General features: G+C 70.5%; 22 protein-coding genes, 2 pseudogenes and 1 riboswitch. Of the genes and pseudogenes, 9 read left to right on the forward strand and 15 right to left on the reverse strand.

Annotated elements, in window-relative coordinates; translation table 11 throughout:
• The 7 genes from ACFVJQ_RS42210 to ACFVJQ_RS42240 form a co-directional block, all read right to left on the reverse strand.
• Positions 1–94, reverse strand: a 94-nt coding sequence (locus ACFVJQ_RS42210) for a hypothetical protein (protein ID WP_385516986.1), incomplete at its 3' end; no start/stop codon positions are given.
• A 2-nt stretch (positions 95–96) separates the two neighbouring features.
• Complete coding sequence (locus tag ACFVJQ_RS42215; protein ID WP_385791013.1) at positions 97–780, reverse strand: response regulator; 684 nt, start codon at positions 778–780, stop codon at positions 97–99.
• A 112-nt stretch (positions 781–892) separates the two neighbouring features.
• Positions 893–1561 (reverse strand): potassium-transporting ATPase subunit C, encoded by a 669-nt coding sequence (locus tag ACFVJQ_RS42220; protein ID WP_385791015.1) that lies wholly within the window; start codon positions 1559–1561, stop codon positions 893–895.
• A 5-nt stretch (positions 1562–1566) separates the two neighbouring features.
• Positions 1567–3666 carry a potassium-transporting ATPase subunit KdpB gene (gene kdpB, locus ACFVJQ_RS42225; RefSeq protein WP_385791017.1) on the reverse strand — a complete coding sequence of 700 codons (2100 nt, stop codon included), beginning with the start codon at positions 3664–3666 and terminating at the stop codon, positions 1567–1569.
• Positions 3667–3698: 32 nt separating this feature from the next.
• On the reverse strand, positions 3699–5360 hold the full coding sequence (gene kdpA / locus ACFVJQ_RS42230) for a potassium-transporting ATPase subunit KdpA (protein ID WP_385516979.1): 1662 nt from the start codon (positions 5358–5360) through the stop codon (positions 3699–3701).
• An 8-nt stretch (positions 5361–5368) separates the two neighbouring features.
• Positions 5369–5458, reverse strand: coding sequence for a K(+)-transporting ATPase subunit F (kdpF, locus tag ACFVJQ_RS42235; RefSeq protein WP_018566520.1), 90 nt, complete (start codon positions 5456–5458; stop codon positions 5369–5371).
• Positions 5459–5680: 222 nt separating this feature from the next.
• On the reverse strand, positions 5681–7522 hold the full coding sequence (locus ACFVJQ_RS42240; protein ID WP_385791020.1) for an APC family permease: 1842 nt from the start codon (positions 7520–7522) through the stop codon (positions 5681–5683).
• Between the two features lie 485 nt (positions 7523–8007).
• Between ACFVJQ_RS42240 and ACFVJQ_RS42245 the strand changes: the two genes are divergently transcribed.
• The gene (locus ACFVJQ_RS42245) at positions 8008–8340 is read left to right on the forward strand and encodes a hypothetical protein (RefSeq protein ID WP_385791036.1); all 333 of its coding nucleotides are present in this window, start codon (positions 8008–8010) and stop codon (positions 8338–8340) included.
• A 417-nt stretch (positions 8341–8757) separates the two neighbouring features.
• On the opposite strand, the pseudogene ACFVJQ_RS42250 reads toward ACFVJQ_RS42245, so the two are convergent.
• Positions 8758–10520, reverse strand: a pseudogene (locus tag ACFVJQ_RS42250) (DUF4118 domain-containing protein); the annotation flags it as partial.
• A 583-nt stretch (positions 10521–11103) separates the two neighbouring features.
• Here ACFVJQ_RS42250 and ACFVJQ_RS42255 point away from each other — a divergent pair.
• Together ACFVJQ_RS42255 and ACFVJQ_RS42260 are read left to right on the forward strand one after the other, a co-directional pair.
• Positions 11104–11670 (forward strand): annotated as a pseudogene (locus tag ACFVJQ_RS42255) (SDR family NAD(P)-dependent oxidoreductase); the annotation flags it as partial.
• 288 nt (positions 11671–11958) lie between these two features.
• On the forward strand, positions 11959–12222 hold the full coding sequence (locus tag ACFVJQ_RS42260; protein ID WP_385791021.1) for a hypothetical protein: 264 nt from the start codon (positions 11959–11961) through the stop codon (positions 12220–12222).
• 252 nt (positions 12223–12474) lie between these two features.
• On the opposite strand, the gene ACFVJQ_RS42265 is transcribed toward ACFVJQ_RS42260, so the two are convergent.
• Positions 12475–12627 carry a hypothetical protein gene (locus ACFVJQ_RS42265; RefSeq protein ID WP_385791023.1) on the reverse strand — a complete coding sequence of 51 codons (153 nt, stop codon included), beginning with the start codon at positions 12625–12627 and terminating at the stop codon, positions 12475–12477.
• Between the two features lie 310 nt (positions 12628–12937).
• On the opposite strand from ACFVJQ_RS42265, the gene ACFVJQ_RS42270 reads away from it, so the two are divergent.
• Positions 12938–14893 (forward strand): amino acid transporter, encoded by a 1956-nt coding sequence (locus ACFVJQ_RS42270; protein WP_385516972.1) that lies wholly within the window; start codon positions 12938–12940, stop codon positions 14891–14893.
• A gap of 4 nt (positions 14894–14897) precedes the next feature.
• On the opposite strand, the gene ACFVJQ_RS42275 is transcribed toward ACFVJQ_RS42270, so the two are convergent.
• Positions 14898–15470, reverse strand: coding sequence for a DUF1707 domain-containing protein (locus ACFVJQ_RS42275; RefSeq protein WP_385516970.1), 573 nt, complete (start codon positions 15468–15470; stop codon positions 14898–14900).
• Between the two features lie 103 nt (positions 15471–15573).
• Between ACFVJQ_RS42275 and ACFVJQ_RS42280 the strand changes: the two genes are divergently transcribed.
• The 4 genes from ACFVJQ_RS42280 (at position 15574) to ACFVJQ_RS42295 (ending at position 18844) form a co-directional block, all read left to right on the forward strand.
• Positions 15574–15969 carry a molybdopterin-binding protein gene (locus tag ACFVJQ_RS42280; RefSeq protein ID WP_385791025.1) on the forward strand — a complete coding sequence of 132 codons (396 nt, stop codon included), beginning with the start codon at positions 15574–15576 and terminating at the stop codon, positions 15967–15969.
• 156 nt (positions 15970–16125) lie between these two features.
• Positions 16126–16932: a molybdate ABC transporter substrate-binding protein gene (gene modA, locus ACFVJQ_RS42285; RefSeq protein WP_385516966.1), complete on the forward strand. Its 807-nt coding sequence runs from the start codon at positions 16126–16128 to the stop codon at positions 16930–16932.
• Positions 16929–17759, forward strand: coding sequence for an ABC transporter permease (locus tag ACFVJQ_RS42290; protein WP_385791027.1), 831 nt, complete (start codon positions 16929–16931; stop codon positions 17757–17759). The genes modA and ACFVJQ_RS42290 overlap by 4 nt, the downstream gene beginning before the upstream one ends.
• Entirely contained in the window at positions 17756–18844 is a 1089-nt protein-coding gene (locus ACFVJQ_RS42295; protein ID WP_385791029.1) for an ABC transporter ATP-binding protein, read from the forward strand. The genes ACFVJQ_RS42290 and ACFVJQ_RS42295 overlap by 4 nt, the downstream gene beginning before the upstream one ends.
• Before the next feature lie 52 nt (positions 18845–18896).
• Here ACFVJQ_RS42295 and gcvP read toward each other — a convergent pair whose 3' ends face one another.
• A complete protein-coding gene (gcvP, locus tag ACFVJQ_RS42300; protein ID WP_385791031.1) occupies positions 18897–21782 on the reverse strand; it encodes an aminomethyl-transferring glycine dehydrogenase in 2886 nt (961 codons plus the stop codon).
• A 176-nt stretch (positions 21783–21958) separates the two neighbouring features.
• A riboswitch (glycine riboswitch) is annotated at positions 21959–22054 on the reverse strand.
• A gap of 113 nt (positions 22055–22167) precedes the next feature.
• On the opposite strand from gcvP, the gene ACFVJQ_RS42305 reads away from it, so the two are divergent.
• A complete protein-coding gene (locus tag ACFVJQ_RS42305; RefSeq protein WP_385516959.1) occupies positions 22168–22536 on the forward strand; it encodes a PRC-barrel domain-containing protein in 369 nt (122 codons plus the stop codon).
• Here ACFVJQ_RS42305 and ACFVJQ_RS42310 read toward each other — a convergent pair.
• The 4 genes from ACFVJQ_RS42310 to ACFVJQ_RS42325 form a co-directional block, all read right to left on the reverse strand.
• Positions 22461–23930 carry a DNA polymerase IV gene (locus ACFVJQ_RS42310; protein WP_385516957.1) on the reverse strand — a complete coding sequence of 490 codons (1470 nt, stop codon included), beginning with the start codon at positions 23928–23930 and terminating at the stop codon, positions 22461–22463. The genes ACFVJQ_RS42305 and ACFVJQ_RS42310 overlap by 76 nt on opposite strands.
• A gap of 118 nt (positions 23931–24048) precedes the next feature.
• On the reverse strand, positions 24049–24693 hold the full coding sequence (locus ACFVJQ_RS42315; RefSeq protein ID WP_129796726.1) for a MerR family transcriptional regulator: 645 nt from the start codon (positions 24691–24693) through the stop codon (positions 24049–24051).
• A 262-nt stretch (positions 24694–24955) separates the two neighbouring features.
• Positions 24956–25429 carry a bifunctional nuclease family protein gene (locus ACFVJQ_RS42320; RefSeq protein WP_004002801.1) on the reverse strand — a complete coding sequence of 158 codons (474 nt, stop codon included), beginning with the start codon at positions 25427–25429 and terminating at the stop codon, positions 24956–24958.
• A gap of 675 nt (positions 25430–26104) precedes the next feature.
• Complete coding sequence (locus tag ACFVJQ_RS42325; protein ID WP_385516956.1) at positions 26105–26842, reverse strand: MerR family transcriptional regulator; 738 nt, start codon at positions 26840–26842, stop codon at positions 26105–26107.
• Between the last annotated feature and the right edge of the window lie 21 nt (positions 26843–26863).

Raw genomic sequence — 26863 nt, forward strand, 5'->3', positions numbered from 1 at the left:
GCTCCACCCGCCGGTGCGCCTCGGACAACATCGCGTACGTCTTGCCCACCCCCGGTGCCGCACCCAGGTAGATCCGAAGCTTGCCGCGTGCCATGTTCATCCTTCGAAGCGGTAACCCATGCCGGGTTCGGTGACGAGGTGACGGGGGTGCGAGGGGTCCGCTTCGAGTTTGCGGCGCAGTTGGGCCATGTAGACCCGGAGGTAGTTGGTCTTGTTGCTCTGGGAGACACCCCAGACCTCCTGGAGCAGGTGCTTCTGTGTGATGAGCCGGCCGGGGTTGGTGACCAGGATCTCCAGCAGATGCCATTCGGTCGGGGTGAGCCGTACGTCGCGTCCGTCCCGGATCACCTTCTTGGCGAGCAGGTCGATGGTGAACCCGTCCGTCTCCACCACCGTCGTCTCCGGGGCGAGCGGGGTGTCCTCGGTGCGGCGGACGGCGGCCCGCAGCCGGGCCATGAGCTCATCCATGCTGAACGGCTTGGTGACGTAGTCGTCGGCGCCCGCGTCCAGCGCCGCCACCTTCTCGTCCGACGCCTGACGCGCCGACAGCACCAGGATCGGGACACGGGTCCAGCCCCGCAGTGCCCTGATCACGTCGACGCCGTCCATGTCGGGCAGTCCGAGGTCGAGCATCACGACGTCGGGCCGGTGTGCGGCGGCCAGTCGCAGAGCGGTGGCGCCGTCGGGCGCGGCGTCCACTCCGTACCGGCGTGCCTGCATGTTGATCACAAGGGCCCGTACGAGCTGCGGATCGTCCTCCACCACCAGCACGCGGGTCATGGGTATGCGCCTTTCCAGTCGTACCGGGGGCCGTGGGCTTCGTGACGGCAGGAGCCGACGGAACCGGGATGTGCTCCGGGCCGCCGACTCCCGCTCGGGTCGGGTAACGCCATCAGCCCTTCGCCACAAGTGCCTTGAGAGCGACGTTGAGTTCGAGGACGTTCACCCGCGGCTCGCCGATGAACCCGAGGGTGCGGCCCTCGGTGTGCTCGTCGACGAGCTTCTGGACCTCGGCGACCGGCAGACCGTTCTGCTCGGCGATCCGGTGCACCTGGAGGTCGGCGTACTGCGGGGAGATGTTCGGGTCCAGGCCGGACCCGGACGACGTCACGGCGTCGGCGGGCACCTCGGACGGCTTGACCGTGTGGCCGGGGACCGAGTTGTCCTTGATGACCGCGGCCTTGGCGTCCTTCACCCACTGGATGAGCTCTTCGTTGTCGCCGGACCGGTTGGTCGCACCGGACAGGATGAGCTTGTACTGGGTGTTGACGCCGTTGGTGCCGAGGCCGTTCTGCGGGCGTCCCTGGAACCACTTCAGGTCCGGCTCAGGGGTCTCCTGGCCCTCCTTCAACGGCAGGTGGTACGCCTGCCCGATCAGGGACGAGCCGACGACCTGGCCGTTCGCCTCGATCTCCGAGCCGTTCGCCTTGTTGTTGAACAGACTCTGGGCGATGCCGGTGACGACCAGCGGGTAGATGACGGCCGTCACCAGGGTCAGCACGAGGAGGGCGCGCAGGCCCGCCCCGAGCAACCGGGCTGTGTTGGTTACCGAGTTGTTCATGGCGATCAGCCGATTCCGGGGATGAGGGAGATGATCATGTCGATGATCTTGATACCGATGAAGGGGGCGATCAGCCCGCCCAGGCCGTAGATCCCGAGGTTGCGGCGGAGCATCTTGTCAGCACTGACCGGCCGGTACTGCACGCCCTTCAGGGCGAGCGGCACCAGCGCGATGATGATCAGCGCGTTGAAGATGACGGCCGACAGGATCGCGGAGTCCGGCGAGGACAGGCCCATGATGTTGAGCTTGTCCAGGCCCGGGTAGACGGCCGCGAACAGCGCCGGGATGATCGCGAAGTACTTCGCGACGTCGTTGGCGATGGAGAACGTCGTGAGCGCGCCTCGGGTGATGAGGAGTTGCTTGCCGATCTCGACGATCTCGATGAGCTTGGTCGGGTTGGAGTCGAGGTCGACCATGTTGCCGGCCTCCTTGGCGGCCGACGTACCCGTGTTCATCGCCACGCCGACGTCCGCCTGCGCCAGCGCCGGGGCGTCGTTGGTGCCGTCGCCGGTCATCGCGACCAGCTTGCCGCCGGCCTGCTCCCGCTTGATCAGCGCCATCTTGTCCTCGGGAGTGGCCTCCGCGAGGAAGTCGTCGACGCCCGCCTCCTCGGCGATCGCCTTGGCGGTCAGCAGGTTGTCACCCGTGATCATGACGGTCTTGATGCCCATGCGGCGCAGTTCCTCGAACCGCTCGCGCATGCCGTCCTTGACGACGTCCTTGAGGTGGATGACGCCCAGGACCCGGGCCCCGGCGCTGTCCTCGACGGCCACCAGGAGTGGCGTACCGCCCGCCTCGGCAATCTTGTCGGCGAGCGTGTCCGCGTCCTCGGCGACCGCGCCGCCGCGTTCCTCGACCCAGGTGATCACCGAACCGGCCGCACCCTTGCGGATCCTCCGGCCGTCGACGTCCACACCCGACATCCGGGTCTGGGCGGTGAACTCGATCCACTCGGCACCGGCCAGTTCGCCCTGGTGGCGCTCGCGCAGGCCGTACTTCTCCTTCGCCAGTACGACGATGGAGCGGCCCTCGGGTGTCTCGTCGGCCAGCGACGACAGCTGGGCGGCGTCCGCGACCTGGGCCTCGGTCGTGCCGCGCACCGGCACGAACTCCGCCGCCTGGCGGTTGCCGAGCGTGATGGTGCCGGTCTTGTCGAGCAGCAGCGTGGAGACGTCACCGGCGGCCTCGACCGCACGGCCCGACATGGCCAGCACATTGCGCTGCACCAGGCGGTCCATGCCGGCGATGCCGATCGCGGACAACAGCGCGCCGATCGTCGTCGGGATGAGGCAGACCAGCAGGGCGACCAGCACGACCATCGTCAGATGGGTGCCCGCGTAGTCGGCGAACGGCGGCAGGGTCGCCACCGCGAGGAGGAAGACGATCGTGAGGGACGCCAGCAGGATGTTCAGCGCGATCTCGTTCGGCGTCTTCTGCCGCGCGGCGCCCTCGACGAGGCCGATCATCCGGTCGATGAAGGTCTCGCCCGGCTTCGTCGTGATCTTGATGACGATCCGGTCGGAGAGCACCTTCGTACCGCCGGTGACCGCACTGCGGTCGCCGCCGGACTCACGGATGACCGGCGCCGACTCACCGGTGATCGCCGACTCGTCGACGCTCGCCACGCCCTCGACGACGTCACCGTCGCCGGGGATGATGTCGCCGGCCTCGCAGACGACCAGGTCGCCGATGCTCAGCTCGGTACCCGGCACCCGCTCCTCACGGCCGTCGACGAGCCGTCGGGCGACGGTGTCCGTCTTGGCCTTGCGCAGGGTGTCGGCCTGTGCCTTGCCGCGGCCCTCGGCGACCGCCTCGGCCAGGTTGGCGAAGATCACCGTCAGCCACAGCCAGACGCTGATCGTCCAGCCGAACCAGTCGCCCGGGTCCGTGAAGGAGAAGACGGTGGTCAGGACGGAGCCGATCCACACCACGAACATCACGGGCGACTTGACCAGCACCCGCGGGTCGAGCTTGCGGAAGGCGTCCGGCAGCGACTTCACGAGCTGCTTGGGGTCGAAGAGGCCCGCGCCGACACGGCCCTCGGGGGACTTGTGCCCGGTGGGTACGTCGCTGTGCGGCGCCCGGGTCGGAGTGGCTGTGGACATGGAGTCCTCTTGATTCGCTGTACGAGTGGTCATCACGCCAGCCCTTCGGCCAGCGGCCCGAGCGCGAGGGCCGGGAAGTACGTCAGGCCGGTGATGATCAGGATCGCGCCCACCAACAGGCCCGTGAACAGCGGCTTCTCGGTGCGCAGGGTGCCCGCGGTGACGGGCACCGGCCGCTGCTCGCCGAGCGATCCGGCGAGCGCCAGCACGAACACCATCGGCACGAGCCGACCGAGCAGCATGGCGATGCCGAGCGTGGTGTTGAACCACTGCGTGTCCGCGTTCAGGCCGGCGAAGGCCGAGCCGTTGTTGTTCGAGGCGGACGTGTAGGCGTAAAGGATCTCGGAGAATCCGTGCGCCCCGCTGTTGGTCATGGAGTTCGCCGGGGTCGGCAGCGCCATCGCGAAGGCGGTGCCGATCAGCACCAGCGCCGGGGTGATCAGGATGTAGCAGGCCGCCAGCTTGATCTCGCGGGTGCCGATCTTCTTGCCCAGGTACTCGGGCGTCCGGCCGACCATCAGACCGGCGATGAACACCGCGATGATCGCCATGATCAGAATGCCGTAGAGGCCGGAGCCCACACCACCGGGCGCGATCTCACCGAGCATCATGCCGAGCAGAGTGATGCCGCCGCCGAGGCCGGTGTACGAGGAGTGGAAGGAGTCCACGGCACCGGTGGAGGTGAGCGTCGTCGACACCGCGAAGATCGACGAGGCGCCGATGCCGAAGCGGACCTCCTTGCCCTCCATCGACGCGCCGGCGATCTCGAACGCCGGGGCGCGGTGCGCGAACTCGGTCCACCACATCAGCCCGATGAAGGCGATCCAGATGGTGGCCATGGTCGCGAGGATCGCGTAGCCCTGCTTGACCGAGCCGACCAGCACGCCGAAGGTGCGCGGCAGCGAGAACGGGATGGCGAGCAGCAGGAAGATCTCGAAGAGGTTCGAGAACGGGGTCGGGTTCTCGAAGGGGTGGGCGCTGTTGGCGTTGAAGTAGCCGCCGCCGTTGGTGCCCAGCTCCTTGATGGCCTCCTGCGAGGCGACCGCGCCGCCGTTCCACTGCTGCGAGCCGCCCATGAACTGACCGACCTCGTGGACGCCGGAGAAGTTCTGGATGGCACCGCAGGCGACCAGCACGATCGCGGCGACGAACGCCAGTGGCAGCAGGATGCGCGTGACACCGCGCGCCATGTCCGCCCAGAAGTTCCCGAGTTCACCGGAGCGCGACCGCGCGAAGCCCCGTACGAGAGCGACGGCGACGGCCATGCCGGCGGCCGCGGAGACGAAGTTCTGCACCGCCAGACCGCCGGTCTGCACGACATGGCCCATGGCCTGTTCGCCGTAGTACGACTGCCAGTTGGTGTTGGTCACGAAGGACACGGCGGTGTTGAACGCCTGGTCCGGGTCGATCGAGGAGAAGCCGAGCGAGCCGGGCAGGACGCCCTGGAGCCGCTGCAGCAGGTAGAGGAAGAGGACACCAGCCGCCGAGAAGGCGAGGACACCGCGCAGGTACGCGGTCCAGCGCATCTCGGTGTCGGGGTTGGCGCCAATGCCCTTGTAGATCCACTTCTCGACGCGCCAGTGCCGGTCGGAGGAGTAGACCTTGGCCATGTAGTTGCCGAGGGGGACGTGGATGATCGCCAGCGCGCCTATGAGAGCGAGCAGCTGGAGGACGCCGGCAAGGACGGGACCCATGTCAGTGCTCAGAACCTCTCCGGGAAGATCAGGGCGAGGACGAGATAGCCCAGCAGGGCGACGGCCACGATCAGGCCGACGACGTTTTCGGCGGTCACAGCTTCGTCACCCCCTTGGCGACGAGGGCCACCAGCGCGAAGAGCGCGACCGTGGTGACGACGAAGGCCAGATCGGCCATCGTGAGCTCCTGGAGTCGAGGTTCGGTTGGACAAGGACGGTTAGAGGAAACCGCGTCTGTGGCTGGATTCGACCGTCATTGACGGCTCCCTTACGGGGTACTGCGCGGCTTTGACGGGACTCTTACGGCGCCCTTTCGAATGTCAGGTCAGCCGGAACCGCAAGCGGCAGATCACCGCGTCGGTGTCCCGGCGCAGTGCGTGCGCCACGACGGCGCCGCGCTGGTTCTGCAGCAGCCGCTGCCAGGGCCGCTCCGGCTCGGTCTCCGGGATGAGCACGGTGATCTGGGTGCCCGGCTCCGCCACGGTGACGTCTCGGACGTACTCGGCTATCGGCCGGCCCAGGGTGCGGCGCTCGGAGTTCAGCTTGACCAGCGGCACGCCGGGGTCCCACTCGGCCCAGTCGTGCTCGAGGGCGTGCAGCTGGGCCCGGTCCTCGGGGGCGGGGTAGCAGACGGTGACCGCGCGAACCTCCTCGCCCAGGGAGGCGGCGGCCGTGAGGGCCTGAGAGGTGAGCCGGGAGAGGGAGGAGACCGGCACGATCACAACCGACCGGTCGCGGTGCGGGACCTCGGGGATGTGGCCGAGGCCGAGCCGCTCGCCGATCCGGATGTAGGCGCGGTGCACGGTCTGGAAGGCCACGACCAGCAGGGGCAGGGCGATCACGATCAGCCAGGCGCCCTCCTCGAACTTGGTCGCCGTGACGACGGCGGCCGAGACGCCGGTCAGCAGCCCGCCGAAGCCGTTGAGCGCCGCCTTGGCCCGCCGGCCCGGCCCGCGCTCCTCGCGCCAGTGCCGGACCATGCCCACCTGGGCGATGGTGAAGCCGACGAAGACACCGATGGCGAACAGCGGCACGAGGGTGTTGGTGTCGCCGCCGGAGAAGAGCAGCAGTGCGGCGGAGACCAGGGCGAGGGCGAGTACGCCGTGCCGGTGGACCTGGCGGTCGGCCTTGAGGGCGAAGACGTGCGGCAGGTAGTTGTCGCGGGCGAGCAGCTTCAGCAGCACGGGGAGGCCACCGAAGGAGGTGTTCGCGGAGAGGGCGAGCAGGATCATCGTGGCGAACTGGATGACGTAGAACGCCCAGTTGTGGCCGAGCGAGGCGTCCGCGAGCTGGGCGAGGACGGTGACGCCGTCGACCTGCTGGAGGTGGAACCGGGAGATCAGCACCGACAGGCCGATCAGCATCACGCCGAGCACGGCGCCGAGGGCGACCTCCGCGCGCTGGGCCCGCTTGGCGCGCGGGACCCGGAAGGAGGGCACGGCGTTGGCGATGGCCTCGACGCCGGTCAGCGCGCTGCATCCGGAGGCGAAGGCCTTGAGCAGCAGCAGGGCGCCCACGGTGGTGGCGTCGTCGGCCAGGACCGAGGCGTGTCCCTGCGCGGTGACCGTGCTCACCGGTTCGGACCGGAAGAGCCCGACGCCGATCAGGACGAAGATCGAGCCGACGAAGACCACGGTCGGCACGATGAACGCCTTCGCCGACTCCACGATGCCGCGCAGGTTGACCGCCGTGATCAGCGCGAGCACCACCAGGCACAGCCACAGCCGCTCGTCGTAGAGCGCCGGAAAGGCCGAGGTCAGAGCGGCCACGCCCGCGGTGACGGCGACGGCCACGTTGAGGACGTAGTCCAGGACGAGCGAGGCCGCGGCCACCAGGCTGGTGCGCGCACCCAGATGCTTCTTGGCGACTGCGTACGACCCGCCGCCGTCCGGGAACGCCGCGATCACCTGGCGGTAAGAGGCCACCAGCACGGCCAGCAGGCCCGCGATGGCCAGGGTCACCGGCAGGGTGAAGCCGAGGCCGTGCGCACCGGCGGCGGCCAGCACGAGCACGATCGCCTCGGGCCCGTACGCCACCGACGCCATCGCGTCCAGCGACAGCGCGGCCAGGCCGGTGAGGGCGGTGAGGCGATGCCGCTCACCGGTATCGGGCGGCTCCTCGTCGGAGGGTGCGGCGCCCGGTTCGGCGGTCAGTACGGACATGGGTGGGTGCTCCTTCGTACGGTGTGAACGACCGCGCGGGGCCTGCCCTGCGCGGTGCACCCAGGTTCTGTCCGGATCCGGCGGTGTTCGACTGTTCCTTGCGCGTTCTTCGCACTGATCCGGCCGACCCTGACGAGTTTTTGACGGGGATGCGCGGAGGCTCAGGGCCCCGCTGGGACGGCGTCAAGAATCAACCGGGCACCCGTCAGAGTCCCGTCAAGCGGGGTCGACCCGGCTCCCCCGGTCCTTAGCGTCAGCGGTATGGAACCCCCCGACGACGTGCGACACGATCTCTCCCCCGCACCCGAACGGCACTCCGGCGCCGAGGTGTACGACCACGGCTGGACGCGGGACCTGCACAGCGCGGTCCGCTGCGCGGCCGTACTCCTGGCCCTCCTGCTCCTCATCGACTGGGGCGCCGGCACCCTCACCCCAGGGCGCACCGCCCTGTGGTGCGCCCTCGCGGCGCTGCTCTTCGTGGTGCTGTGTCCGCCCCGCGTCTCAGCGGGGCGGGCTGGCTGCAGTCGCGTTCGCTGCTGCGCACCCGGACCGTCCGCACCGACCTGCTGGTATCCGTCCGCTGCCTGGACGGCGTCGCCCAGCGGCTGGTGCTGCGCGACGCTTTCGGCGAGCGCGTCGAGATCGACCCCCAGGTCCTCGTCGCCAACCCCGAACTGCGGTACCGCCTCGACGAGGACGTCCACAAGTCGGAGGCGTGCGGGTCGCTGCTGTGCGGGAAGACCGCGCTGAACCGCGTGGCTGAGCGAATCGACCGCGAGACCGCGCGGACGGTGTTCAAGGTGTCGGGGCTCGAATAACCCCGAGTAGGTCCAATAACCAGCTCCAATACCCCTGGTAGAGCTGGGCTTCAGCCCCGCCGATCCGGCGGATGGGGCTGCACGCCGGTCATCAGGACCTTCAGACCCCGCCGGGTCGTCGCTGGCACCACCTGGTCCCCCGCCGTCGGCACCCGCCCTTGCGGCGGCCGCCAGTCGAAGCCCGGCGCGTCCGGACACAGACCGGCCAGGGTGTCGTTCGACTGTGCAGGACCGCCGCCCCGCGGCCCCGACCGCCGACCCCTGTGCAGGTGGAGAGTTGCCATCCTGTCGGTCACGAAAGGCCGGCCCCGTACGTTCCGTCTCTCCACCCCGCCCGGCCGGCTCGGCCAGCGGCAGTGAGACCACCGTGATCAGCCCGCCGCCGGGGGTGTCCTCGGGGGTGAGGGTGCCGCTCATCGCCTCGGCGAGCCGGGCCCGTTCGGCCGCCGACCCCACGTGCGCGGCGAGCACGGCGAGCACCCGCCGCTCGGACGACGACAGGCGCCGCCGCGCAGCACCAGGAAGCCACCGGGCCCCGCCGGGACGACGGTTGCCCCGTCCGCCGCGTCCGGCGGGCGGTCGACCAGCTCCGCCGACGCCACGCCGAAGGTCTCCCGCGTCCGTTCCAGCAGGGCCGGGATGGTCTGCCCGCCGCGCACGATGCTGCCGGCCGGCGAGGACATGGTCTCCGCCTCGGCGGTGGCGCGTGCCGCGCGGCGCGACAGCCGCAGCGACCGGTCGACGACCCCGGCCACCGTGGCCGCGACCAGTGCGAAGACCCCGAGCGCCAGCAGGGCGTCGGGATCGCCCAGCGTGAACTGGCCGACGGGCGGGATGAACCAGTAGTTGAGCAGCAGGGACGCCGTGACGGACGCGATCACGGCCGAGACGACGCCGCCTATGCAGGCGACACCCACCACCGCGAGCAGGAACAGCAGTGCCTCGCTGGTGAGATTGAAGGTGCCGCGCAACTGGGCGAGGACCGCGGTGAGCAGCACCGGCAGCACCAGACCGGCGACCGGCCCCGCGATCAGCCGGGCCCGGGACAGCGTGCGACGCCGGGACGGCAACAGGGTGCCGCGCCCGGCCCGCTCGTGCGTGACCTGGTGGACGTCGATGTCCCCGGACAGGGCGACGACCCGCTCCCCCCTCCCGAGCCCGGTCAGGAACCGCTCCAGACGTCCGCGCCGGCTGGAGCCGAGGACGAGCTGGGTGGCGTTCTCGGCACGGGCGAACTCCACCAGCGTGCCGACGATGTCGTCGCCGACGACCGAGTGGTAGCTGCCGCCGAGGTCCTCCACGAGCCGGCGCTGCCGCGCGAGGGAGGCGTGCAAGACACCGGCGGCCAGTCCGTCGCTGCGGGCCACGTGCACGGCGAGCAGGTCCCCGCCCGCCGACCGGTCGGCGATCCGGGCGGCCCGCCGGATGAGGGTGTCGCCCTCGGGCCCGCCCGTCAGGGCGACCACCACCCGCTCCCGGGTCTCCCAGACGCCCCCGATCCCGTGCTCGGCCCGATAGGTCTGCAGGGCATCGTCGACCCGGTCGGCCACCCACAGCAGCGCCAACTACCGCAGTGCCGTGAGGTTCCCGGGGCGGAAGTAGTTGGCGAGGGCCGCGTCGATCTTCTCCGGGGCGTAGATGTTGCCGTGCGCCATGCGGCGGCGCAGCTCCTCGGGCGGGATGTCGACCAACTCCACCTGTTGGGCCCGGCGTACGACGTCGTCGGGCACGGTCTCGCGCTGCGGCACCCCGGTGATCTTCTCCACCACGTCCTTGAGGGACTCCAGATGCTGGATGTTGACCGCCGTGATGACGTCGATGCCGGCGGCGAGCAGTTCCTCGACGTCGTGCCGGCGCTTGGGGTTGCGGCCACCGCCGGGCACGTTGGTATGGGCGAGCTCGTCGACCACCGCGACCTGGGGGCGGCGCTGAAGGACGGCAGCGAGGTCCATCTCCTCGAACTCCCCGCCGCGATAGGCACACCGCACCCGCGGCACGACCTCCAGACCGTCCAGCATCGCCGCGGTACGCGGCCGCCCGTGGCTCTCCGTGAACCCGACGACCACGTCGGCTCCGCGGGCGGCACGGCGCCGCGCCTCGTCGAGCATGCGGTAGGTCTTGCCGACCCCTGGAGCGGCCCCGAGATAGACCTTCAGTCGTCCGCGCGGTACGTCGTTCATCACGTCCCAGCGAAGCGCTCCGTACGCCCGCGGTCAGGTGCCTTGACGCCTCCCTGGCGCCTGTCGCCCGGAAGTTGACACTGCCTTGACGAATGCCCTGCGCGGCGTGCGCTACCCGTCCGTGTCGGCCCACGACCTGCCACGCCGCAACCTGCTTCGCTACGGCCTCGGCGGACTCGTGCTGCCTTCGCCGGCATGATCGACCTGGTGATCTCAGGGGTGTCCGGCCTCGGCTGAGCCGCGCCCGCTGTCCTGGGCCGACGCCCGTCAAGGACACGTATGCGCACGTCAAAAGCCCGTCAGAGGAGGCGTTTCCGGCTTGCCCGGGGCGTGCGGTACGGCTTCCGTGGAACCCGTGAACAGCGCCTGGCTCCACCTCGACCGGCCGCCGAGTCCCACTCGGCCGCTGACTCGTGCGCCGCGCTGCCCGGAAACGCCCGCGTCCCGCTGACGCGCGTTCCCTGACCCGAGGGGCGCCGTGAATTCGTCCGGCGCCCCTCTTTCTTCCTTTCATCCCGCACGCCCGCCGGCCCCCTCCAGAACAAGGGCTCGTGCCACGTGTCGCAGAAACCGGGATTGGATCATGCCCGACTCCACCCTGTCGTCCCGTACCGTCCTGGTCACCGGTGCCACCTCCGGCATCGGCCTCGAGACCGCACGGCACCTCGCCGCGCGCGGCGCAACCGTGCTGCTGCACGGCCGTACCACCGAGGAGTCGCGCGCCGCCGCCGACCGCCTCATCGCCACCGATGGCATCGACGCCGGCCAACTGTGCACGTTTGCCGCCGACTTCACCCGCCTCGACGAGGTCGAGACGCTCGCCCGCCGGGTGGTCGCCGAGCACCCGCACCTGGACGTGCTGGTCAACAACGTGGGCATGGCCGCGCCGGAGCGGCACACCATCACCGCCGACGGCAACGAAATCGCCTTCCAGGTCAACTTCCTGGCCCACTACCTGCTGACCTGCCTGCTGGAGCCGGCGCTCACCAGCGACCCGGGCGGCCGCGTGGTCAGCGTGTCCTCCTCCCTGCACCGCACGGCGTCCATCCAGTGGGCCGACCCGAACCGCGCCCGCCGCTACTCCCGGCTCGCCGCCTACGCCCAGTCCCAGCTGGCCCTCACGGTGTTCGCCGCCGATCCTCGCGTCACCGAGGACCGCATGGTCAGGCGCCTCAACAAGCTCGCCGACCTCCTCGTGGGCCGCGGCGCTTGAAGTCCGTTCCATAAAAAGGAAGTTGACGTACATGTCGAAGCGCGCCCGCAAGAAGAAGGCAAATCACGGCAGCAAGGCCGGTCAGCGCTGAGCCACGCGCCGACACCTGTCCCCGGGGCGGGTGAGAAGGAGCGCGACGATCCCGATCACCGTCCCGCCCGTATCACCCGCCCGTGAGGCGTCGATGATCGAACTCTCTCCCCGTGAGCTGCCCACCCTGACCCATTGGTTGCCCGCGGGTACCCCGGTCCCGCCGCCATCGGCGAGCATGTGCTGGCGACCGGCGTCGGACGCTGGTGGGCCGACCGCGCCCTCCAGCCGCGAGCCGTCGCGACGTCGTGCGCCGGCCATGTCGTCCTGCGCGGCTCCCCCGAGCAGCTCACGCCCGACGTCCTGGCGCCACTGGCGGGCAGCCGGATCGACCCCCCGCCCGCTTCCTGCCCGCGCTGGGCGCGGCCTTCGGACGGCTCACCCCCTGGGAGCGCATGATCTGAACCCGGCAGGCCGAGCCGCAGTCCGCCCCGGTCCCGTTCGGCGTGACCGTACGCCGCCTGGAGCCGGCGGACATGGACGCCGTGCACGACCTCGGCCCGGACGCCTCGTGGCTGTCCGCCCCCTGGGGCGGCCCGGCCGGACTCGCCATGTCCGGCCACGCCTGGGCGGCGACGGCCAGGAACGGCCGCGTCCTGGCCGACCGCCGCTCACTGGCGATCACCCGGCCGAAACGGGCCGAAGACTCCTTCACCTCCACTGCACGATCACGCCGGCGCTGCCCGACTCCGACAGCGGTGGCCCCTGCTCCTCGTCCTTTCCGCCGAGGACGACCTGGGCAACGCGTACGAGGACCGGGGCGGCGGCGCCTACGGCCCGAGCCCCGACGGCACCCGCACCCACGGCTCACTGACCGCCCTCCGGCTCCGGATCACGTTCCTGCGAGACGGCCGGGAGACGGCGTACGACATGACACTCGGTGTCCACCCCTGAGTACGGCCGCACTCATCCCCCATACTGCGCAGTCGGCACACGGTCGCCCCCGAGCTGCTTTCGCGATGTGCTGCCCACGCCCCAACGGCCGTTCTTAACGGAAGCTTGACGCCGATGGCCCCCTGATGCGCGGGCCCATGCGTCACTCTCCGCATACGCTGAGGGCGCCGTCCGCGTGATGGCCGGAACCGCACGCAAGCCGTACATCAGGAGCACGCCGATGGCCACCACCGAGCATCCGCCGCCCAGTCGCCTGCGCGCCTGGATGCTGGAGGGGCTGTCCGACATCGGCAAGGGCGGCGGCCCCCAGGGGCCCCACGCCCAGCCGGCGCCCCCGCAGGAGGGCCAGCCCTGGTACCGGGTGATGTGCCTGACCGGTGTGGACTACTTCTCGACCCTCGGCTACCAGCCCGGCATTGCCGCGCTCGCGGCCGGTCTGCTGTCGCCCGTCGCGACCATCGTCCTTGTGATCGTCACCCTGGCGGGCGCGCTGCCGGTGTACCGGAGGGTGGCCGAGGAGAGCCCGCACGGACAGGGCTCGATCGCGATGCTGGAGCGGCTGCTCACCTTCTGGAAGGGCAAGCTCTTCGTCCTGACCCTGCTCGGCTTCGCCGCCACCGACTTCCTGATCACCATCACCCTCTCGGCCGCGGACGCCTCGACCCACCTGGTGGAGAACCCGCAGCTGCACGATGCGCTGCACGACAAGCAGCTGCTGATCACCCTCGTGCTCATCGCGCTGCTCGGCGCGGTGTTCCTCAAGGGCTTTCTGGAGGCGATCGGCGTCGCGGTGGCTCTGGTGGGGGCCTACCTGGCACTGAACGCCGTCGTCGTGGTCGTCGGCCTGTGGCACGTCATCACCGAGGGGCATGTCGTCACCGACTGGTCGAACGCCCTGACCGCCGAGCACGGCAACGTCTTCGTCATGATCGGCATGGCCCTGATCGTCTTCCCCAAGCTCGCCCTGGGCCTGTCCGGCTTCGAGACCGGCGTCGCCGTGATGCCGCACGTCAAGGGCGAGGCGGGGGACACCGAAGAGGACCCCAGGGGCCGGATCCGGGGTACCAAGAAGCTGCTCACGACGGCCGCACTGATCATGAGCGGCTTCCTGATCACGACCAGTTTCATCACCACCCTCCTGATCCCGGAGCAGGAGTTCGAGGAGGGCGGCAAGGCCAACGGCCGCGCCCTCGCCTATCTGGCGCACGACTACCTGGGCAACGCCTTCGGCACGGTCTACGACGTCTCGACGATCGCCATCCTGTGGTTCGCCGGTGCCTCCGCGATGGCCGGACTGCTCAACCTGATGCCCCGCTATCTACCCCGCTACGGCATGGCTCCGCACTGGGCCCGCGCCGTGCGCCCGATGGTCATCGTCTTCACCCTGATCGGCTTCCTGGTCACCTGGATCTTCGACGCCGACGTCGACGCCCAGGGCGGCGCGTACGCCACCGGCGTGCTGGTGCTGATCAGCTCGGCCGCGATCGCGGTGACCATCGCCGCGCGGAAGGCCGGCCAGCGCAACTGGACGATCGCCTTCGCGGTGATCTCGGCGGTGTTCCTCTACACGACGGTCCTGAACATCATCGAGCGCCCGGACGGTGTGAAGATCGGCGCCTGCTTCATCGCGGGCATCATGATCCTCTCCCTGGCCTCCCGGCTGGCCCGCGCCTTCGAGCTGCGGGTGACCAGCGTGACGCTCGACGACATGGCGGAACGATTCGTCCGGGACATCGCCAGCCGCAAGATCCGGTTCATCGCCAACGAGCCCGACCGGCGCGACATCGCCGAGTACCGCGACAAGATCGAGCAGATCCGCCAGGACAACGACGTCCCCGGCCACGAGGACTTCGTCTTCGTCGAGGTGACGGTCACCGACCCGTCCGAGTTCGAGTCCGGTCTGGCGGTGCGCGGCGAGGTCATGCACAACCGCTACCGGGTCCTGACGCTGGAGTCCTCCTCCATCTCCAACTCCCTGGCTGCGCTGCTGCTGCACGTCCGCGACACCACCGGCTGCATCCCGCACATCTACTTCGAGTGGACCGAGGGCGACCCCTTCGCCAACTTCCTGCGGTTCTTCCTCTTCGGCCAGGGCGAGATCGCCCCGGTCACCCGGGAGGTGCTGCGCGCGGCGGAACCGGACCCCGCACGCCGGCCACGCGTGCACACGGGCTGAGCGGTCAGCGCCGGAAGCCTCGCCGAGGAGCGCGTGTCACGACCCGGCCGTAGCTGAGGCGACCGCACACCTCCACACGCAGCACCACGGGCCCGTCCGCACCTCTGGACCCGCGCGTCCTGATCGTGGAGTAGTCCGTGACCAGGGCGTCGGTGTCCACCACGACGCCCGGCCGCGTCACCAGCCGCAGCGTGCCGCCCTGCATGTCGAGCTCGATGCGCAGGGCGTCGTACGTGATGACGGCCTCGGTGAAGTCGAGCGTCACGTCGCCCCAGGTCGACTCGATCGCCAGCCGCCGCGGCACCGCCCAGGCACCGTCCCGCCGGATCGAGCTGCCCTCCTGCTCGATACGGACGACATCCTTCGCCTCGGCCACGACGGGCAGATCGCCGGTCAGCGCGGCCAACTCCCCCATGGTCCGGGCGGACAGCGCGGCCCCGACCCGTTCGTCGAGCTCCTCGGCGGTCAGCCGGCCGTCCCCCGCGGCAGCGGTCAGCACCTCCACGACGCGGTCCCGGTCCGCATGCGCGGCCCGCACCTCGGACGACGTACCCGAACCCAAGAGCTCGGCTGACATACCCTCACCCCGATCACCCATCACGAGTTAACGCTATATCGCGTTATACCCAATGGCCAATCCCGCGTCCACCATGCACGCCTGCCGCCCTATCGTGACCGGCATGCACTCCTACACGATCGGCCAGGCCGCACGCCTGCTCGGCGTCAGCCCCGACACCGCACGCCGCTGGGCGGACGCCGGCCGGGTGGCGACCCATCGGGACGACAGCGGACGCCGGCTCATCGACGGGCGGGACCTGGCCGCGTTCTCGGTCGAGCTCGCCAAGTCCGGCAGCAGCGAGGAGGAGGCCCCGTACACCTCGGCCCGCAACGCCTTCCCCGGCATCGTGACCGCTATCAAACTCGGCGATGTCGCGGCCCAGGTCGAGATCCAGGCCGGTCCCCACCGGCTGGTCTCCCTGCTCACCCGCGAGGCCGTCGAGGAACTGGGCCTGGAGGTCGGCATGGAGGCGACGGCCCGCGTGAAGTCGACGAACGTCCATATCGACCGAGCCTGACACGCCTCGAGCCGCACATGCGATCACCCATCGCGCATCAGCCTCGATCGTGCAAAGCGACAGGTGACTCATGCCTTGCATCTGCGCCAGTATGATCGACGCATCGGAAGAGTCCGGCGGGCTCTTCCTCCAGCGGACAGAGGGAGTGGACCCGTGATGACCCGTCCCCGACACCGGGCCCTGCGGGCGGCCGGTGCCGGAGCCGCCGCGCTGCTGGCGCTGAGCGCCTGCTCCTCCTCGTCCGATTCCGGCTCCTCGGCCGCCGGGTCCGACGCGTCGGATCGGCTCACCGGCGAGGTGACCGTCTTCGCGGCCGCTTCGCTCGAGGAGAGCTTCACGACGCTGGGCAAGCGGTTCGAGAAGCAGCACCCGGGCACGAAGGTCACCTTCAGCTTCGGCGGCAGCGACTCCCTCGCGGCGAGCATCACCGGCGGCGCCCCGGCGGACGTCTTCGCCGCCGCCAGCCCCAGGACCATGGCGATCGTCACCGACGCCGGTGACGCCTCCGGCACCCCGACCACCTTCGTCCGCAACCAGCTGGAGATCGCCACCCTGCCGGGCAACCCCGACAGGATCTCCTCCCTCGAGGACCTCACCGAGTCCGGCCTGAAGGTCGTGCTCTGCGACGAATCGGTGCCGTGCGGCGCCGCCGCGCAGAAGGCGCTGGACGCGAGCAGGCTGAAGCTCACCCCCGTGTCCTACGAGCAGGACGTCAAGAGCGCCCTGACGAAGGTGGAGCTGAAGGAGGCCGACGCGGCGCTCGTCTACAAGACCGACGTAAGGGCGGCGGGTGACAAGGTGGAAGGCGTGGACTTCCCCGAGTCGGCCGATGCCATCAACGACTACCCGATCGCCCTGCTCAGGGACGCGCCCAACACCGAGGCGGCCAAGGCCTTCATCGACCTGGTGAAGTCCGCCGAGGGGCAGAAGGTGCTGACCGGGGCCGGGTTCCTCGCGCCGTGACGGAAACCCTCAAGGGCGGCGCCCGGCGGGGCCGGCTCCGCAACGGCACCCGCGGGGTGCCGCTGCCCCTGCTCGTTCCGGCGCTGGCAGGCCTGGCGTTCCTGGTGCTGCCGTTGATCGCCCTGCTCGTACGCACTCCCTGGCGCACCCTGCCGGATCAGCTCACCAGCCCCGAGGTGTGGGAGGCCCTCCGGCTGTCCCTGTTGTGTGCCACGGCGGCGACCGCCCTGAGTCTGGTGATCGGAGTCCCGCTGGCCTGGCTGCTGGCCCGCACGGACTTCCCCGGCCGCCGACTGGTCCGCGCCCTGGTGACGCTGCCGCTCGTGCTGCCGCCGGTGGTGGGCGGTGTGGCACTGTTGCTCGCGCTCGGCCGCAACGGCGTCGTGGGGCAGTGGCTCGACTCCTGGTTCGGGATCACCCTGCCGTTCACCACCGCGGGCGTGGTCCTCGCGGAGACGTTCGTGGCGATGCCGTTCCTCGTCATCAGCGTGGAGGGCACCCTGCGGGCGGCCGACCCCCGCTTCGAGGAGGCGGCCACGACCCTGGGCGCCTCCCGTTTCACCGCCTTCCGCCGCGTCACCCTGCCGCTGATCGCCCCGGGCATCGCCGCCGGCGCGGTGCTGGCCTGGGCCCGGGCGCTCGGCGAGTTCGGGGCGACGATCACCTTCGCGGGCAACTTCCCGGGCCGTACCCAGACCATGCCGCTCGCGGTGTACCTGGCCCTGCAGAACGACCCGGCCGCGGCGATCGCCCTCAGCCTGGTCCTGCTCGCCGTGTCCGTCGCCGTCCTCGCCGGCCTGCGCGACCGCTGGATGACCGCCTCATGACCCACCTCGACGACTCCACCGCCCTCACCTCCGGTGACGTGCACGGCGAGGGGCTCGACGCCCATCTCGTCGTCGACCGCGGCCCCTTCCGCCTCGACATCGCGCTCACCGCAGCGCCCGGCGACGTCGTCGCCCTGCTCGGCCCCAACGGCGCCGGAAAGACGACCGCCCTGCGCGCCCTGGCCGGCCTCGCCCCGCTCACGGCCGGCCATCTCCGGCTGGACGGCACCGAGTTGGACCGTACGCCACCCGAATCCCGACCGGTCGGCGTCGTCTTCCAGGACTACCTGCTCTTCCCCCACCTGACGGCCCTGGACAATGTGGCCTTCGGACCGCGCTGCCACGGCGCGACCAAGGCAGAGGCCCGCAATCAGGCCGCCGCGTGGCTGGACCGTATGGGCCTCGCCGACCACGCCGGCGCCAAACCCCGCCGCCTGTCCGGCGGCCAGGCCCAGCGCGTCGCCCTCGCCCGCGCCCTGGCCACGCACCCCCGGCTGCTGCTCCTCGACGAGCCCCTCGCCGCCCTGGACGCCCGCACCCGCCTGGAGGTGCGTGCCCAACTACGGCGCCATCTCGCCGACTTCGAGGCCGTGGCGGTACTGGTCACACACGATCCGCTGGACGCCATGGTCCTGGCCGACCGGCTCGTGGTCGTCGAGCACGGCCGGATCGTCCAAGAGGGCACGCCCGCCGACATCGCCCGCCGCCCCCGCACGGACTACGTGGCCCAACTCGTCGGGCTGAACCTCTACAAGGGCACAGCAGCGGGCCACACCGTCCATCTGGACGCCGGCCCCGCCATCACCACCACCGAGGATCTCACGGGCCCGGTCTTCGTGGCCTTCCCGCCCGGCGCCGTCACCCTCTTCCGGGACCGCCCCACCGGCGCCAGCGCCCGCAACCTCTGGCGCTGCGAGGTCACCGGCCTGGAGACCCACGGCGACCAGATCCGCGCCGCCCTCACCGGCGAGCTCCCCCTCACCGCCGACCTCACCACGGTCGCGGCCGCCGAGCTCGACCTGCACCCCGGCGCCCCGGTCTGGGCCACGGTCAAGGCCGCCCAGACGCACGCCTACCCGGCCTGAAACGAGGTGCGGGCCCCGCATCGAACGGCGGGGCCCGCACCTGCGTACTCGGTCAGTCCTCGTACGCGTCCAGCGGCGGGCAGGAGCAGACCAGGTTCCGGTCGCCGAAGGCCTGGTCGATACGGCGCACCGGCGGCCAGTACTTGTCCGCGGCCGAGACACCGTCCGGGAAGACGGCCTCCGTACGGCTGTAGGCGTGCTCCCACTCGCTGCCGAGCGCGGCGGCCGTGTGCGGGGCGTTCCGCAGCGGGTTGTCGTCGGCCGGCCACTCACCCGAGCCGACCTTCTCGATCTCCGCCCGGATCGCGATCATCGCCTCGCAGAACCGGTCGAGTTCGGTCAGGTCCTCGGACTCGGTCGGCTCGATCATCAGCGTTCCGGCCACCGGGAAGGACATCGTCGGCGCGTGGAAACCGTAGTCGATCAGCCGCTTGGCGACGTCGTCGACGCTCACGCCGGTCGCCTTGGTCAGCGGTCGCAGATCGATGATGCACTCGTGCGCGACCAGCCCGCTGGGGCCGGTGTAGAGCACCGGGTAGTGCGGTTCGAGCCGCTTGGCGATGTAGTTGGCGCTCAGGACCGCCACCTGCGTGGCCCGCTTGAGCCCCTCACCGCCCATGAGCCGGACGTACGCCCACGAGATCGGCAGGATGCCCGCGGACCCCCACGGCGCGGCCGAGATCGGGCCCACACCGGTCTCCGGACCGGCCTCCGGCTGGAGCGGGTGGTTCGGCAGGTACGGCGCCAGGTGCGACCGTACGGCCACCGGGCCGACGCCCGGACCGCCTCCGCCGTGCGGGATGCAGAACGTCTTGTGCAGGTTGAGGTGCGAGACGTCACCGCCGAAGTGCCCCGGCTTGGCCAGCCCGACCAGGGCGTTGAGGTTGGCGCCGTCGACGTACACCTGTCCGCCGGCCTCGTGGACCTGGGCGCAGATGTCGGCGACGTGCTCCTCGAACACCCCGTGCGTGGACGGATACGTGATCATCAGCACCGCCAGTTCGTCGCGGTACTGCTCGATCTTGGCCCGCAGGTCCTCGACGTCGATCTCACCGTCCTCGGCGGTCTTCACGACGACGACCTTCATCCCGGCCATCACGGCGCTGGCGGCGTTCGTTCCGTGCGCGGAGGACGGGATGAGGCACACGGTCCGCTGCTCGTCGCCGCTTGCCCGGTGGTACCCGCGGACGGCGAGCAGACCGGCCAGCTCGCCCTGCGAGCCGGCGTTGGGCTGCAGCGACACCTTGTCGTAGCCGGTGACCTCGGCCAGACGCTCCTCCAGCTCATGGATGAGGGTGAGGTAGCCCTGCGCCTGCCCGGCGGGTGCGAAGGGGTGCAGCTGCCCGAACTCGGGCCAGGTGACCGGCTCCATCTCGGTGGTCGCGTTGAGCTTCATGGTGCAGGAGCCCAGCGGGATCATGCCGCGGTCCAGCGCGTAGTCGCGGTCGGCGAGCCGGCGCAGGTAGCGCAGCATCGCGGTCTCGGAGCGGTGCTGGTGGAAGACGGGGTGGGTCAGGTAGTCGTCGGTGCGCAGCAGCGCGGCCGGCAGCGCCTCCTCGGTGCCGGCGTCCAGGGCGTCGACGTCGCCGTCGACCCCGAACGCGGCCCATACGGCGCTCAGTTGGGCCCGCTTCGTGGTCTCGTCGCAGGCGATCGAGACGTGGTCGGCGTCCACGAGGTGCAGGTTCACGCCGCGGTCTCGCGCCGCCGCCACGACGTCGGCCGCCCGGCCCGGCACCCTTGCGGTGAGCGTGTCGAAGTAGGCGCCGTGGACGGTCTCGACGCCGCCGTCGCGCAGCCCCGCGGCGAGGACGGCGGCGTATCGGTGGGTGCGCCTCGCGATGCCCTTCAGGCCCTCGGGCCCGTGGTAGACGGCGTACATCCCGGCCATGACGGCGAGCAGCACCTGGGCGGTACAGATGTTGCTGGTCGCCTTCTCCCGGCGGATGTGCTGCTCACGCGTCTGCAGTGCGAGCCGGTAGGCCTTGTTCCCGTCGGCGTCGACCGAGACGCCCACGAGGCGGCCGGGCAGGCTGCGGGCGAACTTCTCCTGCACGGCCATGTATCCGGCGTGCGGCCCGCCGAAGCCCATCGGCACGCCGAACCGCTGGGTCGTACCGACGGCGATGTCCGCGCCGAGCTCGCCCGGCGACTTCAGCAGCGTCAGCGCCAGCAGGTCGGCTGCGACGGTGACCAGTGCACCCAGCTGATGGGCCTGGTCGATGATCGGCTTGATGTCGCGTACGGCCCCGGAAGCGCCCGGGTACTGGATGAGCACGCCGTTGATCTCGCGCTCGGCGATGTCGGCCGGGATGCCGTCACTGAGGTCGGCGACGACGACCTCGACGCCGGTCGGCTCGGCGCGGGTCTCGATCACGGCGATGGTCTGCGGGAACGCGTCCGCGTCGACCAGGAAGAGGCCCTTCTTGTTCTTGCCCATGCGCCGGGACAGGGCCATGGCCTCGGCCGCGGCCGTGCCCTCGTCGAGTAGCGAGGCGCCCGAGGTCGGCAGCCCCGTGAGGTCGGCGACCACGGTCTGGAAGTTCAGCAGCGCTTCGAGCCGCCCCTGCGAGATCTCCGGCTGGTACGGCGTGTAGGCGGTGTACCAGGCCGGGTTCTCCATCACGTTGCGCAGGATGACGGGCGGGGTGAACGTCCCGTAGTAGCCGAGCCCGATCATGGAGTCGAGGACCTGGTTGCGGTCGGCGAGCGAGCGCAGCTCGGCCAGCACCTCGGCCTCGGTTCGCGCACCCGGCAGGTCCAGGGCGTCGGCGTTCTTGATCACATCCGGTACCGCGGCGGCGGTGAGCTCGTCGAGCGAGCCGTAGCCGACCTGCGCGAGCATCTTGGCCCGCGCCTCCTGGTCGGGCCCGATGTGGCGCTGCTCGAAGGGCGTGCCCTGTTCGAGCTCGGAGAGCGGAATGCGATGGGCGGTCATTGCGGAGGCCTCCTGGTCTGACGCGACCTTCGAGGGGCACCACGGCGCGGGTACCCCGGCGGCCTCCCCCTCTGTCATCTCAACCTGAGAGCTTCACCGGACCGCCCGAGGACGCCCGGCTTGCACCGTCGGTGAGAGCGGAAGCCGTCGACACCCGCTCTGCTTTCCAGAGTGACCTCGTCCGTGCGGTACGTGGGCCTGAGAGATTCCGGGGAGGATTTGCTCCTTCGGCGCCTCCGATGGTGTCCGGAGGACTCTCCCGCACGGGGTCAGCAGCCGTTTGCCAGACTACCAGCGAGGTCAACGCCCGGCGTTCGAGTGGCCGCGTGCCCCAATGTGCTCTTTCGTAGTGCTTACGGATGAGTTGCGAGCAAGTGGAGGGCCCGTGCAGACCGACATCGATCCGCGCAACCTGATCGGCCGCAAGGCCTTCGACCGCAACGGCAACAAGATCGGCACGATCGACGAGATCTACCTCGACGACGCAACCGGCGTCCCTGAGTGGGCCGCCATACGCACCGGCCTGTTCAGCAGGGACGCCTTCGTGCCTCTCGAGCCCAGCGAGCTGATCGAGGACAGCCTGCACGTCCCCTTCGACCGCGCCCTGATCAAGGACGCCCCCGACTTCGGCGTGGGCCGTCACCTCTCCCCGGAACAGGAACTCCAGCTCTACCACCACTACGGCCTCGACGTGGCCCCTCCGCCCCGCCTCCCGGACCACGACTTCGGCAAACTGGCTGGCGACGACTCCTGACCCCCGGACTCACCCCCGACCGACGAACCCCTCTCCGTGCCCGAAGCCACCTGCTCCCCTGGTCTTCGCGCCACCAATGGCAGCGGATCCGCCGGCTCCAGCGCGGAATCGTCGATCCGGAACGTCCGCACCCGTCCGGTCTCCGAGTCGGGCGTCTCGAACCGCACGGTCACCCTCCCCAGCCCGCTCCCCTGCACCCACCCGTGCCCGTACTCGGCGTGCCGTACGTCGTGCCCCGCGGGCCATCGCCGCTCGACCGGCACGGCCGCACCCTGCACGGGCTCGTCCACCACGTCCTCCGCCGGCCCCTCCGCCCGCTCCCCCGCGGCCTGCGCGAACAGATCCTCCTGCGTGTAGTCGGCGAGCCCGCTGACCCCCACTCCGAGCAGCCGCACGCCGCCCGTGGTGTCCACGGAGTCCAGCAGCCGGGCCGCGGCCTCGCGCACCACCGCCGGATCGTCCGTGGGCCCGCGCAGCGTCTCGGACCGGGTCAGCGTGGAGAAGTCGTACCGCCGCACCTTCAGCACGATCGTCCGCCCCGACAGCCCTGCGCCGCGCAGCCGCCGCACACACCGGTCCGCGAGCCGCTGCACCTCCAGCCCCACCCGGAGCCGGTCATGAATGTCCATGTCATAGGTGTCCTCGACCGACACCGACTTCGTCTCCCGCTCGGCGACCACCGGCCGGTCGTCGCGGGCCAGCGCCATGGCGTACAGCGCGTGCCCGTGCGCCTTTCCCAGAAGTCGTACGAGTTCGTCCTCGCCCGCCTCGGCGATCTCGTCGATCGTGGTGATGCCGGCCCGCCGCAGGTGGTCGCCCGTCGCGGGCCCCACCCCGGGAAGCGTCCGCACCGACATCGGCCCGAGCAGCGCGCGCTCGGTCCCCGGCTCGATCAGCACCAGCCCGTCGGGCTTGGCCTGCTCGGAGGCGATTTTCGCGAGCATTTTGGATGCGGCGAGGCCGACGGACCCCGTGAGCCCGGTGACGGCCCGTATGTCGGCCCGCAGCTTCATCCCCGCCAACCGCGCCGACTCCTCGTCCCAGGCCGCTCCCCCGGCCTCCAGGTCCACGAACGCCTCGTCCAGGCTCAGCGGCTCCACCAGCGGCGACAGGGCCCGCAGCAGTTCCATCACGTGCTCGCTGATCGTCCGGTACAGCCCGAAGCGCGGCACGAGATACGCGGCGTTCGGCGCGAGCCGGCGCGCCTGGGCCATGGGCATCGCCGAATGCACCCCGAACACCCGGGCCTCGTACGAGCAGGTCGCCACCACCCCGCGCGGCCCGAGTCCGCCCACGATCACGGCCTTCCCGCGCAGGCTCGGCTTGGATGCCTGCTCCACCGAGGCGAAGAAGGCATCCATGTCGAGATGCAGGATCGTGGGCGCGGTTCTCACATCTCCGATGCTGCACCACGCCACTGACAATGCGGCGGCACGGCCACGACAGCGCGGCCTGCACACCTACCGACGCGGTGCCCAGCAGGCCACCAGAGGCGCCGGGCAGCTGCGTCGCTCAGACGGCCCGATTGCGCCGTCGTGCCAGCTCATCTGCCGGGTTGTGCCCGACGAGCGTCTCGCCGGTGTCGATGCGCTCCCCGTGCAGCTGTGACAACGCGCTCTCGACGTCCCGCCACACCACCCCGACCGCGATGCCGAAGATCCCCTGGCCGCCCTGGAGGAGCGCATGGACTTCGTCGGGCGAGGTGCACTCGTACACGGTCGCACCGTCGCTCATCAGCGTCATGCGTTCCAGGTCGCGGAAACCGCGTTCCCTGAGGTGCTGCACGGCGGTGCGGATGTTCTGCAACGACACCCCGGTGTCGAGGAACCGCTTGACGATCTTCAGGACGACGACGTCCCGAAAGCTGTACAGGCGCTGCGTCCCGGACCCGTAGGCGGGCCGCACGCTGGGCTCGACGAGCCCGGTGCGGGCCCAGTAGTCCAGTTGCCGGTAGGTAATGCCGGCGGCCGCGCAGGCCGTCGGGCCGCGGTAGCCGATCTGCTCGGACGTCATGGACGCCGCCCCTCCGCTGGTGGGAATGGGCGTCGGTCGCTGCGGAGTGTGATCGGCCGCCCTGCCGTGGAGCGGGTACGGACCGCTCTCCCCGAGACTGCGTCCGGGGGCACCCCCACCCGTACCGTCGCCGCTGCTTCTCACGCCGACCTCCGTCCTTGACCTGCCTTCTCGACGGTAGGCAGTCACCAAGGGTGCGTCAACGATCGCCACACTCGGCACGCCGAGTGATAATCACCCTAAGAGTGGTTTCCCGCGCCCAACCGCGGGGAAAGGCTAGCCGAATGCGCGTGCGGGGAGCCGCGGGACGCCCTCACTGGCCGCCGGCAACTGCCGGTACGGAGGCCGTCATCCACCGGGGGACGACCCGTCGAGGACCTTCACGTCCGCCTGGGCCGACCACGTCTCACTGACTGCTGGTGCCGAAGTCCTCGGGCGAGATCTGGTCGAGGAACTCGCGGAACTTCTCCACCTCGTCCTCCTGCTCGTCCGGAATCGCGATACCGGCGTCGTCGAGCACGCCGTCGCTGCCGTAGATCGGCGTTCCGGTGCGCAGGGCCAGCGCTATGGCATCGGACGGACGGGCGCTCACCTCGACCCCGCTGGCGAAGACCAGCTCGGCGTAGAAGACACCTTCACGCAGATCCGTGATGCGCACTTCGGTGAGCTCCTGGCCGACGGCCTCCAGCACGTCCTTGAACAGGTCGTGGGTCAGCGGTCGCGCGGGGGCCATGCCCTGCTGGGCGAAGGCGATCGCCGTCGCCTCCCCCGGCCCGATCCAGATGGGGAGGTAACGGTCGCCTCCCACTTCGCGCAGGAGCACGATCGGTTGGTTGGAGGGCATTTCGACCCGGACACCTACGACATCGAGCTCGTTCACACAGCAACCCTAGGCCGTGCCCGGGACGTTTGGGTAGTCGGGCCGACATCGGAGCCCCGATCCGGCCTCCCCCAACCCCCACCGAACCCCCACCGGCCCACCCGACGCCCCCCGGCAACGCGCCCGCTCCCTGCCCAGACCCATGCCGCTTCCACGACGAAGCCCCCTGCACCCGGCAACACGGTCCGTCCAAAGCCCTCGCCACCCCACCGGAAGCCGTCCTCGCCCCCGCACCGCCCTGCCCGAACCGCGCAAACCCCTCCGCCGCCCCGCACCGCCCAACGCGAACGCCCGAAGCCACCCACCACCGGCCCCCACGGCGCCCTCCACAGGTCACCAAGGCCACCTTCCAACGGTCACACGGTCGCCCAGCCCTGTGCAGGTCCCCGCAGCCGAGTCCGAGGCCCTCAGCACACCAGCACTGCCCTATGTGAACGCCCCGAAGCCACCCACCACCGACCCACACGGCGCCTTCCGCAGATCACACCGTCCCAGCCCCGCGTTGTCCCGCAGGCCGTCCGAAGTCCTCAGCCGCCACCCGCACGGCGCCCTCCGACAGACCGCATCGTTCCTGCCCAGACCCACGCCGTCCTCCGCGGCCCGTCCAGGCTCGTCCGCCGGTCCGAGCCGTACAGGCCGCGAGCCACACGCCCCTGCCCGGCAGGCCGCCCTCGGTCAGGGCAGCCGCACGCCCAGCGCGGTCTGCACAAGCGCCGCGTGCAGCTTCACCGTGAGCCCCGCCAGCTCCTGCGCACGGGCCTCCGCGTGCGCCCTGGTCTGCGGATTGCGGTGCCGCTTCAGCGGAGCCACCACCTGGTCCACCAGCCCGGCCTCACGGTCGGCGGCCGCCTTCATCACCCGCAGGTGACGCGGCTCAATGCCGAAGCGTCCCAGCTCGGCGACCAGCGAGGCCACGGTGGCGGTCTCCGCGTCGTACACCCCGTCCGACAACGGAGTGATCAGCCCGTACGACTCCCACTCCGCGAGTTCCTGCTCGCCGATCCCGGCGGCCGCCAGCAGCTCCGCCCGCCCGATGCGCGCCGCCGTCGGTCTCTCGGAGGACTCCGGCGGGGCTTCGCCATCACGCTGCCGGCCCAGCGTGGGCAGCCGCACCTCCTCGCCGCGCTCCATCGCGTCGAGGTACTCGCGGATCACCTTGAGCGGCAGATAGTGGTCCCGCTGCATCCTCAGTACGTGGCCGAGTCGCTCGACATCGGCCGCGCTGAACTTGCGATAACCCGAGGGAGTCCGCTGCGGCTCGATGAGCCCCTCGGACTCCAGGAAACGGATCTTGGAGATGGTGACTTCGGGGAACTCCTCGCGCAGCACGTTCAACACCGTGCCGATACTCATCAGCCCGCTGTCCGCGGCGGTGATGCCGTTGCCGGCACCACCGCTCGGTGTATGAAGCATGGACCTTCCCTGGGGGTCCCC

The sequence above is a fragment of the Streptomyces sp. NPDC127197 genome, from assembly GCF_042672405.1.
Classification (GTDB): domain Bacteria; phylum Actinomycetota; class Actinomycetes; order Streptomycetales; family Streptomycetaceae; genus Streptomyces; species Streptomyces flavusporus.